Consider the following 8,918-nt stretch of genomic DNA (forward strand, 5'->3'; position numbering starts at 1 on the left):
TTTGCAATTGATGCTTTCAGATATATCAAGTTTAATCGATGGGAGTTGGATCAACGGTTTGGAATAGGATTTTCTAAGGAGAAATTAGTTCAAAAAAAGTTAGGCCAGTAGTGTATGTCGATAATTTACTTATTAGTAAAATGAAAAAATATACGATGAGATAGATGAAAGTCTTGAAGAAGGAGATAAGTTTTGTATTAAAGAGCTACTTGAGGTAATTATGCCCTTAATTTTTCCATTAGGTGAGGCTGAAGAAAAACAAGGATTTACTTGGGAGCGGGAATGGAGAAGCAGGGATCCTGAAGGTTTTAAGTTTGATTATAGTGATATTAAAATAATATGTTGTCCAGAGGACGAACAGGCTGCAATAGCAACAATTTTGGGCGAATTCGCAAATGATATAACTTTCGTACAATCATGGGCGCAGTATAATGATATTAAAAATTTTTTATCTAGTAGGAAGGATGCATGGAAGGGGGGTATTAGCATAAAAGGTGAAGCAATTGATAAGCTCAATACTCTAAAAACAGATTTAAAGAGAGAACTTAATAAAGCAGAGGCATATCAGAATTATATTGATAAAGTAAATTCTGAATTAAATGATATTGAAAAATTCAAAAAATTTTATTAGAGCAGATACACTCCTTAGAAAAGGAAATTTCCACTAGAGATGAGTCAGCTGATAGCAAAAAAAATCAATAATTAAATCTATATAAGATGTAACTGAGTGATATTTTTTTAGCTTAACATGATGGAAAGTGGGAGGCAGCCATGAAGAACTTCTATTACATTCTTCTCCAACTGTTCACTGGTTTTTGCATCAAATGAGTTAAATTTTTAGAGCACCTCCGGATATGTCATAATAATAAAATGAATAATTAGGCAGACGAGAAGGATTTAGATAAATTTGATTATGCTGCTGCGTTTCATCAGAGCTTGGTTCCTTTGAACTTAAAAAATGGTATTACACAGATGGAGTCGGTCAAACATGATAGATTTTTCTGAATTGAAAGATGGAACTATATTTGAGCAGCTTTGTAGAGAGCTGTTAATAAGATATAATTTTGATGTTCATTGGACTGGGGTGGGACAAGACTCCGGAAAGGATTTAATACTTCAAGAAACTGTGAGCGGTGTTTTAGCTCCATTTAAAAGAACATGGCTAGTAAATTGTAAGCATAATGCTAAGTCTGGAAAAGCTGTAGGTCGGGACGATATTCCTAATATTGTCGATGATTGCATGGCGGCTAATGCTAACGGATTTCTCTTAATATGTTCAACGCATCCCTCAGCATCTTTAGTAAGTCGCCTACAAGATATAGAAAAAACCAAAATATAGTTATAAAAGTATGGGATTCTATTGAGCTAACAAAGCGTTTAAATACCCCAGAAACGTTATCTTTAATAAAATTATTTTTTCCGGAAAGCAAAAAAATTCAGAATGGGAAATTTATAATGCTCTAAAACCCTCTCTATGGGCTGCGAATTTCAAAGGATATTTTTTTATATGGAATCTAGAACTGAGTGTTTGTATCCCTCTCTTTCTAATGTAGAAGATATTATTAATTCAGTAGCTAATGTTAAATTGCCAACCGGCCTTGATATTTATGAAAAGCACTATTTGCGTCCCAGAGTAATTTTTTATGACAACAAGGCAGCAGTATATAGTATAAATTTAGATTATCTTTATCCTTCTGGGCAGATACCTCTCTCTGAGAAAAATTTAAAAGACCAACTAATTGATGAGTGGAATATAATTTGGGAAATTAATAGCATCGCAACAAATCAAATCAGTGACCACTTTCATCCAGATCATAAGGAATATTATGAAATATATATCATAAAAAATTATTCGAGTTTAATTGGTTAACTATAGCTCTGTATGTTGTTGTTTTGATTTCTCAAGATTACTTATTGAGTAATTTCTGACAATCTTAGAGAATCGATAGTGCAGGGCTTGATTTCCGATTGCTGAATACAAGGTCCCTTAATTATTCATTTTTGACATTAGCTCACATGAGTAGTGACAGTTATCAATTGAGAAGCTAATAATATATGCCCACTAACCACATCTATAGTCCAGATACCATATTTTGTTGCTTCGATGGTAAAAAATCGAGTAAGCAACATTTTATGCTGGTTAACATCTACTCTCTCGAACTTAACTGGCTCTTCAATCAGAATATCTCCGTCAGGATTTTTAATTCTTATCTTGCAATTAATAACACTGGGAACGTTAAGGGTTGAAAAAGAAAAACCAATAACAATTGTAGTGGTATTGAGAAGGGGAGATTGGGGACTTTATATAAATCCCAGCAAGCACTGAGTAAATTAATTAAACCATCTTTACAGGGGTGTATTATTTCCGCTAACAAAATTGTTGAAATTTTTTGCACCAGCTTCAAACTCTTCTTTTGTAAGTACTCTTTCAAAACCGGTAAGATCACCGTGGAAACCCGGTGCACCAGCTCTTCCTCCTTTGGCCCGTAGTGTATCAATGATTTGATTATCATGGCTGACAAATTTTACTATCGTGTCTCCTCCATCTTGACCACTTTTACCCCCTTCACCAATTTCAAATTCAATATGATGGAAATTCCTAAGATTTACGGTTTTTCTAATAAGCTCACCCCCTTCTCCACCACCAGCAGCTATCGCACCATCACCTAAAGCTCCTGCCCCACCACCACCTGCTCCAGGTGCAGTTGCATCAACACCTGTCAAAGTTATTAAGTCTCCTCCTTTGCCTCCATCGCCACCCTTAGAATAGTAACTGCCTAGAACACCTCCCCCGCCACCACCCGCACCTGGAGCGGATCCCCCTTTACCACCAAGGTCAATAACTTGCTTAAAATGATTGCTTAATTTTTCTGCATCCTCATCCCTTAGTGTCCATCCTTGCCGGCCGAGTGAATCAAAATCTGCAAGTTGTTTCTCTTTCCACTCGCGCAATTTTTCGACTGGATATTGAGACACTTTCTTGGGATCATCAATTTCTTTTGCGTGTTCTAAACAAAGGATTAGGAGATTATTAACAGATCTATTCTCAGCTTGTGATTGAATTTCATCCCAACGTGGACCGCCCTCACTACGGGCACAGATATGAGAAACATTTGAGTTCAGTGTACGAACCCCATTTTCATCATCAATTTTATATAAGGGGCGGTTACATTTAGGAAATGCACAACTATATGCATTAGCATATAATTCTTTCATTGTTGCATTTGTAGGAACTGGATGTTGTCTAGGTTCTTCCATTTATTTCCCGCCTTCCTGTACAAGATTTGAAATGGAAAGAATTCTACACTAAACAAATAACTCCTCAATTTAATTTGGGACTTCCTAGCTAAATATCAGAAATTTTTTTGATAGACGCACTTTAAGGGCTCTTAAGGGCTCAATATACATTGCTTTGCAATGTAATTTTTTTGCCACAAGTCATACTATAGTGAATTCTTATATGGAACAAATTCATTACCAATTGGTGTACTATAATTGCACAGGTGAGATTAAAATCTGAGGCCATAAAATTATGGAAAATGTTGATTGGTACGCAGAGAGAATTATAAAGAGTAAAGCAAAAGAATTAGATCATAGGTCAGAATATGAGAAAGATAGATGTAAGGTTGTACATTCATATTCCTTTAGACGGCTTCAAGGAAAAATCCAAGTAGTAAGCGGCACAGAGTCAGATTTTCATAGAAATCGATTAACGCACTCAATTGAAGTAGCATCAATTGCTAAGAGTATCTATTGTAACATTCAAGAAAGGCGACGTCATAAATCTGGTGATGAATCTTTAACCCGCTTTTTGAGCAGCAAGATAAAAATGATATAGAAAGTTTACTTTTTACAATAGGATTACTCCATGATATAGGCCATCCACCCTTAGGACATGGAGGAGAAAATGCCCTTAATTATAAAATGCATAAATGGGGTGGATTTGAAGGTAATGCACAAACGCTAAGGTTAATAACCAAAGTATCACCTCTCAATTTAACATTGAGAACATTATTAGGTACCCTTAAATATCCTGTCAGTTATTCAAGATTGGTAAATAATAAGGCATATCCGATTGAGTATGATCGCCGAGTTTCGGATAAACAAGCTTCAAAATATCTAATAAACAGAGAAAATTGGGCGCCGCCTAAATGTTATTATGATATGGATGAAGATATTGTTACTAAAATACTAGAAGGTTTATCCCAGTCAGATAGAGAAAACTTCCAATCAAATTTAATAAATGGGGATAACGAACATAATCAGTCAAAATATAAAAGTTTTGATTGTAGTATTATGGATGTCGCGGATGATATTTCCTACAGTATACATGATTTAGAAGATGCAATTTTTTTAATCAAATTAAAAAAGAAGACTTAGAAGAGTTCTTTTGTAATCAAAAATTTATATCTCGATTAGAGTGGAAAGACTATCCTAGTCAACTTTTATCCAGCGATTTGGACAAAAGAAAAAATTATAAGTGCATTGGTTCATAAAGCAATAATAAATACGGATATTTTTATTAGAACTGATTTTTCAGAACCAATCTTAAAATATTACGTAGATTTTGAAAATGAAAGATTAAAAGACTTCATTAAGCAATTAAAAAAATAGTACGGAATAAGATGATTGAGACTCAACATGTCAAATCTATTATACATGGAGGTATGGTTGTAATTATGCAGTTATTTGATGCTCTATGGGTTAATCCGGACTTGCTTCCTTTAATCCAATATGAGCAAATTAAAGAATTTGATAATAATACTGAAAGTTACATGAGGGTGATTGCGGATTATATTAGTGGAATGACGGATCAATACTTATTTAAAATGCATCAAAGAGTTTTTGGGGCTAATAGCCAGCATACTTTTGATATCATTTAATTGCTGAGGAATTAAGCTATTATTAATAATTTGGTCTAAAATTATACAGAAAATACTTATTCATTTTTATAAGGAGATAGAAATGAAAGGAATAATTACCAGCCATCGGGGTAGTCCAGACCCTAATGCATATAACATAAGGGGCGATGATGGCCAGGACTATTTTGCCCACATAGGTGACTTAAAGAAAAATGAGAATCTTCTCTATCACACTAGCCATGAAATTCTGAGTGATGGAGATAGAGTAGAGTTCGATGTTCCAAATACAAAAAACCATGTTTATCACGTTCGTAAGATTGAACAGGCACAATAACTGTCTACAGGCCAATTCTAACTGAAAGTGCGACAAACAAACATGCTGTATATTCCTGTTGTTCGAAAACTTGAATAAACAAGCAAAGGAGTTTGCCGCATGAGCAATTATACTCATTTATCAATGAATGAGCGACAACGATTATCTACCTATCTCGAAATGGGATATTCAATAAAAACAATATCACAGAAGCTATCAAGACATCGTTCGACAGTTTATAGGGAGGTAAATCGCAATAAAGACTTTGGCAAATATTTACCAGGTGTGGCTCACGAAAAAGCAAACTCTAGAGCCTTTAATGGTCGAATGAGTAAACTGAACCGCAATGGGTATTTGCGTGACTATGTTGTCAGAGCAGTGAAGAAAGGTTGGAGTCCAGAACAAATTTCAGGTCGGATGAAATATCAAAAGCTGACTATTTACGTTTGTCCAGAAACTATCTATCAGTATGTTTACAAATCAAAAGATAAAGAGTTATATCACTGTTTACCTTACAAACAACCTAAAAGACGCAAACGCTATGCGAGAAAAAAGCATCAATGTCGTTTTGGTGATATGCGATTAATTACAGAAAGACCTGTTGATATTAATCTCAGAACACGTTTTGGTCACTGGGAGGGCGATACGGTTCAATTTACCGGCAACAAAAAACAGGTTGTAACAACATTGGTTGAGCGTAAGTCTAGGATGGTTTTTCTTATCAAGAATAATAGCAAGCATTCAAAAGAGGTCATGGGAAAAATAGGTGACAAATTTGAAAAATTACCTCAAAAAATGTGTAAAACAATCACTTTTGATCAAGGTACTGAGTTTGCTGATTACCGACATCTTGAAAGCACAATGAAGTGTCAGGTCTACTACTGTGAAACTCATTCGCCTTGGCAAAAAGGCACGAATGAAAATATGAATGGGAGGCTAAGACGATATTTGCCCAGTACTACTATTATTGATCAGATAACACAAAAAGAGCTTGATTTACTGGCTGATAAAATGAACCTATGTCCAAGAAAATGTTTGGGGTATAAAATGCCCAAGGAAGTGTTTATACAGCAATATAAAAATGATTGTCGCACTTGGAGCTAGAATGCGCCACATTACGTCAACGTAACTCATTGATTTTAATGGTGGCCAGAGGCAGAATCGAACTGTCGACACGAGGATTTTCAGTCTTTGACGGCATATAATCCTATGTTTTCGTTAATTTTACCTCTATTCCCTATCGGGCAAGTTATTTAAAATAGCACGCTCACGCTCCAGTTCAGATCGAAGCTCTTCTTCCGTAGGCAAATAATGCAAGTACTTAGAAGCAAAGAGTTGTTTGCTTTCAGTTAACACCGAATATTTAGCAACAGCCTCACTTTTCTCGCTACATAAAATTAAACCGATGGTAGGGTTGTCGTCAGAATCCTTGCGATGTTGATCATAAATTCTTACATAGGTATCCATTTGCCCAACATCTTGATGAGTGAGTTTACCTATTTTTAAGTCAATAAGTAGGAAGCATTTAAGTTTATAGTTGTAGAATACCAAATCGATGTAAAAATCTTGATCTTCTGTAGCAATTCGTTGCTGACGTCCTACAAATGCAAAGCCTTTTCCAAGTTCTAGTAAAAACTGTTGAAGATTATTGATTAGAGCTTGTTCTAGATTACTCTCCAATGTTGAAGTGTAAGGTAAATTCAAAAATTCCAGAATATAAGGATCACGTAAATAATTCTTAGGATTGTTTTTAAAGGTTCAATATGAGCATTTGCTTCATCAATGACAGGTTGTTTCTCTTTACTTGATAATAAGCGCTCATAATACAACTTATCGATCTGACGATCTAATGCTCTGACACTCCAAGCATGATCTATTGCTTCTCTCATGTACCATTCGCGAGCTTTTTGGTTTTCTACACGTAACAACTCACAATAATGAGACCAACTCAATTTGGCGGACACTGTCGGCCAAATTGGATATAAGAGATAAAAACTCCTCATGCGTCGAAGATTACGCTCGTTAAATCCCTTACCAAACTCTTTGCGTAACTGTTCGGATAATACCTTAATTTGCTGTTGACCATAATCAGCTCTATTTTTGCCCTTTTGTTCATGCTCAACAATTAAACGCCCCACATTCCAATAAGTCTGTACCATAGTATGATTAACAGTCTGCTGTAGCTGGGTTCGTGCTTGATTTAGTATAGAACGAATCGCTGTAAGCAATTCAGGTATTTCGGGCATACTCATTTCAAAAGCTCCGTTTTTGTAGGTTGGATGGCAATAACATCAGCTGATTTTATTACACCCATGCATTTTAAAATATAATCTGTAATAAGCTGCATAGGTTTTCGAAGTCGTTCAGCATCAACAATAATGTACCCAGCAGTCACATCATTGCTCATCTTATGATTCATTAAACGCTTTAAGGCATAAGCGGGGATATCCAGACTTTCTGCAATGGTGATAAAAGTGCGTCTCAAATCATGTACTGTGAAATGAACACCCGAATTTTTTGTCACATGTGCCATCTGCTTGCGTGGCTCTATAATATGGCCTGCGGCTCCTGGTCCCGGGAAAACATAGTCGTTAATTGCTTTTCTTTTCTGGTACTCAGCAGATCATAAAGAAAGTCAGAAAGGGGAAGGGTATGTGATTCATTGTTTTTGGTTTTATTGATAGTAAATGTTTTCGCTTTTAAATCGAGGTCAGACCATTTTAGGGTGGCTGCTTCTTGCCGGCGTAAACCAGTTAATAAGATTAATAGCAAATAATCGCGTAAGGTTTCATTTTGGATTTGCTGTAAACCTGCATACCATGCCGCTAGCTCATGAGATTTTATGTAGGTTTTCCGTCTTTCAATGCGATACCAGGCACGTGTTTGAGACAGGCGCTTTACTGGGTTATCAATGAAAAGAGAGTGGCCGCTATTGTCTTCATACTGGCCTGCTGCAAAGTTGAATAAGGCTCTTAGGACTCTCATGGCTAGATTGGCGTATGCTTCTCCGTGTTCATGGCCTAGCTTCTCATGGTATTTGGCGATGCGATCTCTGGTAATAAATAGAATGGGTTTGCTTTTCCAACTGGTGAAGCCTTTATCCAGGATTTGCTTGTAGTTCTCTATGGTTTTTGGTTTTAAGTTTTTTCTGGTTTTAATGTAGTCTTTAAAGACTTGATTGAGGGTAATGTCTCGCACTGTTGCTGCTTTTTTCTCGGCAACCGGATCGATTCCCATAGCGATTTGCCCCAGAAGGTGCAGGGCTTTGTTTTTTGCCATTTCAGCAGTCAATTCCGGGTAGTGCCCTAAAGTAATGCGACAGCGTTTTTTATTGATGAATTTTTCAACGAAAAATGCTTTTGCCCCTCCCGAAGTAACACGTATGCCAAATCCCTTTAGATTGTTATCGTAATATCTTTTTTGTGCTGTTTTTCCTTCTTCTGTTGCTTGGGGAAGGGGGAGGTTTTCTACGTTTGTTTTGTTTATTTTCATAATTAACTTTTACGATTGGTTTTGAATGTGTCGCAACTGTGTCGCACTTGTGTCGCACAATTATTTAAAATTCATTAATAGAACTTATAACGTAATAATGCTTTAACATCAAGTAAACAAAGGGATATTAAAAGAATTTCAAAAAGTGTCTAATTGGTTGAAACCCATAATTCACTAATTCGTAATCAATAGGTCCGCGGTTCGATTCCGCGCAACGGCATTGTAAAATCAATGAGTTATGTAATTCCCTC

General features: G+C 35.9%; 11 protein-coding genes and 2 pseudogenes. 9 read left to right on the forward strand and 4 right to left on the reverse strand.

The window, feature by feature from the left end:
• The first annotated feature begins 220 nt into the window (after positions 1 to 220).
• From BN58_RS09075 to BN58_RS09085, 3 genes are all read left to right on the forward strand, one after another.
• A complete protein-coding gene (locus tag BN58_RS09075) occupies positions 221 to 631 on the forward strand; it encodes a hypothetical protein (protein ID WP_019216546.1) in 411 nt (136 codons plus the stop codon).
• A gap of 357 nt (positions 632 to 988) precedes the next feature.
• Positions 989 to 1,339 carry a restriction endonuclease gene (locus BN58_RS09080; RefSeq protein WP_019216547.1) on the forward strand — a complete coding sequence of 117 codons (351 nt, stop codon included), beginning with the start codon at positions 989 to 991 and terminating at the stop codon, positions 1,337 to 1,339.
• Positions 1,340 to 1,507: 168 nt separating this feature from the next.
• A complete protein-coding gene (locus BN58_RS09085) occupies positions 1,508 to 1,870 on the forward strand; it encodes a hypothetical protein (RefSeq protein ID WP_019216548.1) in 363 nt (120 codons plus the stop codon).
• 476 nt (positions 1,871 to 2,346) lie between these two features.
• On the opposite strand, the gene BN58_RS28350 is transcribed toward BN58_RS09085, so the two are convergent.
• Positions 2,347 to 3,258: a hypothetical protein gene (locus BN58_RS28350; protein WP_019216549.1), complete on the reverse strand. Its 912-nt coding sequence runs from the start codon at positions 3,256 to 3,258 to the stop codon at positions 2,347 to 2,349.
• A 274-nt stretch (positions 3,259 to 3,532) separates the two neighbouring features.
• Here BN58_RS28350 and BN58_RS33590 point away from each other — a divergent pair, with 274 nt between their 5' ends.
• The 6 genes and pseudogenes from BN58_RS33590 to BN58_RS09115 all read left to right on the forward strand — a co-directional run bounded on the left by BN58_RS33590 (position 3,533) and on the right by BN58_RS09115 (position 6,279).
• Positions 3,533 to 3,838, forward strand: coding sequence for a hypothetical protein (locus BN58_RS33590; protein WP_019216550.1), 306 nt, complete (start codon positions 3,533 to 3,535; stop codon positions 3,836 to 3,838).
• 35 nt (positions 3,839 to 3,873) lie between these two features.
• Positions 3,874 to 3,918 (forward strand): annotated as a pseudogene (locus tag BN58_RS36960) (hypothetical protein); the annotation flags it as partial.
• Between the two features lie 6 nt (positions 3,919 to 3,924).
• Positions 3,925 to 4,380, forward strand: coding sequence for a hypothetical protein (locus BN58_RS33595; RefSeq protein WP_019216551.1), 456 nt, complete (start codon positions 3,925 to 3,927; stop codon positions 4,378 to 4,380).
• Positions 4,381 to 4,625: 245 nt separating this feature from the next.
• Positions 4,626 to 4,883 carry a hypothetical protein gene (locus BN58_RS33600; RefSeq protein ID WP_019216552.1) on the forward strand — a complete coding sequence of 86 codons (258 nt, stop codon included), beginning with the start codon at positions 4,626 to 4,628 and terminating at the stop codon, positions 4,881 to 4,883.
• Positions 4,884 to 4,965: 82 nt separating this feature from the next.
• Positions 4,966 to 5,196, forward strand: a complete 231-nt coding sequence (locus BN58_RS09110; protein WP_019216553.1) for a hypothetical protein — start codon at positions 4,966 to 4,968, stop codon at positions 5,194 to 5,196.
• Positions 5,197 to 5,295: 99 nt separating this feature from the next.
• Entirely contained in the window at positions 5,296 to 6,279 is a 984-nt protein-coding gene (locus BN58_RS09115; protein ID WP_019216554.1) for an IS30 family transposase, read from the forward strand.
• A 126-nt stretch (positions 6,280 to 6,405) separates the two neighbouring features.
• Here BN58_RS09115 and BN58_RS33605 read toward each other — a convergent pair whose 3' ends face one another.
• The 3 genes and pseudogenes from BN58_RS33605 to BN58_RS09130 form a co-directional block, all read right to left on the reverse strand.
• Complete coding sequence (locus BN58_RS33605) at positions 6,406 to 6,879, reverse strand: PDDEXK nuclease domain-containing protein (RefSeq protein ID WP_232220480.1); 474 nt, start codon at positions 6,877 to 6,879, stop codon at positions 6,406 to 6,408.
• The gene (locus BN58_RS33610) at positions 6,876 to 7,427 is read right to left on the reverse strand and encodes a DUF1016 N-terminal domain-containing protein (protein ID WP_232220481.1); all 552 of its coding nucleotides are present in this window, start codon (positions 7,425 to 7,427) and stop codon (positions 6,876 to 6,878) included. Before BN58_RS33610 ends, BN58_RS33605 begins: the two co-directional genes overlap by 4 nt.
• Positions 7,424 to 8,667, reverse strand: a pseudogene (locus BN58_RS09130) (tyrosine-type recombinase/integrase). Before BN58_RS09130 ends, BN58_RS33610 begins: the two are co-directional and overlap by 4 nt.
• Positions 8,668 to 8,918 lie beyond the last annotated feature (251 nt).

This window comes from Legionella tunisiensis (assembly GCF_000308315.1).
GTDB lineage: Bacteria > Pseudomonadota > Gammaproteobacteria > Legionellales > Legionellaceae > Tatlockia > Tatlockia tunisiensis.